The following is a 2,180-nucleotide window of genomic DNA, read 5'->3' on the forward strand; positions in this document are numbered from 1 at the left end:
CGTCGCGGCCTGGCGCCCGGCCGCGCCGGTCCCGTACCAGGAGGCACGGGGATACGGCAGGGGGTCGTCCCTGGGCTTTTCACATTCCGGAACGCTGCCGCCGCCCGTTCCCCTCAGCAACTGATGCCCTCGCGCAGGTAACATGACCAACGGCCCGACCGACACACCAGACAGTATGCGGAGCGGGCCCTCCCGCCCCCCGCGGATGGACGTGCGGGTCACCGGCGACGACCTGCGCACCCGCACGGCGCGCGAGCGCACGCAGTCGCGGCTGCTGGGCGTCTCCGCCCTATTCTGCGGCCTGTTCGGCGCGGTCGCGCTCAAGCTCGCCTTCGCCACCGTCATCATGCCGATGGCGCCCGAACGGCGGCAGATCGCGCCGCAGGTCCCCGACATCCCCAAAAGCGACCCCAAGGGCATGGAGGCCGATTTCGCCCTGCCGCAGGTCCACCGCGCCTCGATCACCGACCGCAACGGCCAGGTACTGGCGATCTCCCTGCCGGTCGCGCAGGTCTATGCCAACCCGCAGGAAATGATCGACCCGCAGGACGCGGCGCAGAAGCTCAAGTCGGTGCTGCCCACCCTGGACGTCGCCGAGGCGGTCCGCCGCCTCTCGACGAAGAAACAGTTCGTCTACCTGGCCCGCGACATCTCCCCGATGCAGGAAGTCGCGATCAACAATCTCGGCATTCCCGGCGTCTATTTCGAACCGGGCGAACGCCGCCACTACCCGCTGGGCCGCGTCGCCGCCCACATCATGGGCGCGGTCGATATCGACGATCACGGCGTGGCCGGCATCGAACGTTCCATGGACAAGCGCCTGAACGCCGACCGCACCCCGCTGCGCCTGTCGCTGGACGTGCGCATCCAGGCCGTGGTCCGCGACGAACTCGCCGCGGCCAAGGACATGTTCCAGGCCATCGGCGCCTGCGCCATCGTGATGGACGTCAATACCGGCGAGATCATCGCCATGGTCAGCCTGCCGGACTACGACGCCAACGATTTCGGCCATGCCGACCCCGATGCCCGCTTCAACCGCGCCGTCACCGGCATGTATGAACCCGGCTCGACCTTCAAGCTGCAGACCGCCGCCATGGCGCTGCAACTCGGCGTCGCCCATGTCTGGGACCGGTTCTCGACCATCCCCATCCATGTCGGCCGCTTCACCATCTCGGACATGAAGACCGACCATTTCGCGCCCTGGCTCTCCCTGCCGGCGGTCATGGCCTACTCCTCCAACCCGGCCGCCGCCCATATCGCGCTCGATGTCGGCGCTCAGCGCCAGCAGGACTGGCTGCGCGCCATGGGCTTCTTCGCGCCCGTGCCGATCGAATTGCCCGAGGCCGCGCGTCCCCTCATTCCCTCGCCCCGCAACTGGGGCATCTCGACGGTCATGACCGTCGGCTTCGGCCACGGCGTCGCCGAACCGCCGCTTGCCATCGTGCGCGGCACCGCCGCCACCGTGAATGGCGGCATCCTGGTCCGCCCGACCCTGCTGGCGCACGACGACCTGATCGCCGACGCCGGCAGCCAGGGCGCGGGCGTCCAGATCACAGGCGCTCAGGACACAAGCACTCAGGACGGGCCAAACGCTCCGGTCGCCAGCATCACCCCAGCCGTCCTGACCACGCCCACCCCCGCCGCCGCGCCCGCTGCGGCGCCAGTCGGCACGCGCCTGATCTCGCCGGAAATCTCGAACGTCCTCCGCCGCATCCTGCGCCTGGTGGTGACCGAGGGCATCGGCAAATCGGCCGAATCCCCAGGCTATTTCGTCGGCGGCAAGACCGGCACGGCGGAAAAGATCGGCCCGCACGGCGGCTATCTGAAACATGTCAATATCGCCGCCTTCACCGGCGTCTTCCCGATGAACGCGCCGCGCTACGCGGTCTATGTCATGCTCGACAGTCCCAAGCCGACCGCCCAGACCCATGGCTGGACCACCGCCGGATGGACCGCCGCCCCCACCGTATCCAAGATCGTAACCCGCATCGGCCCGATGCTCGGCCTGTTCCCCGACACGGCCGACGCCCAGGCCATCGACGCCGCTCTCGCCATCCCGATGGAACCCGCCGTGCCGCGCGGCTATCGCGCGCTGGGCCCGGGCAACGATCCCGGCGATCCGCGCAACCAGCCCAAGCCCGCGCGCAAGGGCGACCGTCACGGCATCCCGCTCGCCGAAC

General features: G+C 69.4%; 1 protein-coding gene. It reads left to right on the plus strand.

The features are described 5' to 3' along the window. Window positions 1-142 precede the first annotated feature (142 nt). Window positions 143-2,180: peptidoglycan D,D-transpeptidase FtsI family protein (locus HUK84_RS15590; protein WP_176641101.1), on the plus strand; the 2,038-nt coding region annotated here is incomplete at its 3' end.

The organism is Nguyenibacter vanlangensis, assembly GCF_013376155.1.
Classification (GTDB): domain Bacteria; phylum Pseudomonadota; class Alphaproteobacteria; order Acetobacterales; family Acetobacteraceae; genus Gluconacetobacter; species Gluconacetobacter vanlangensis.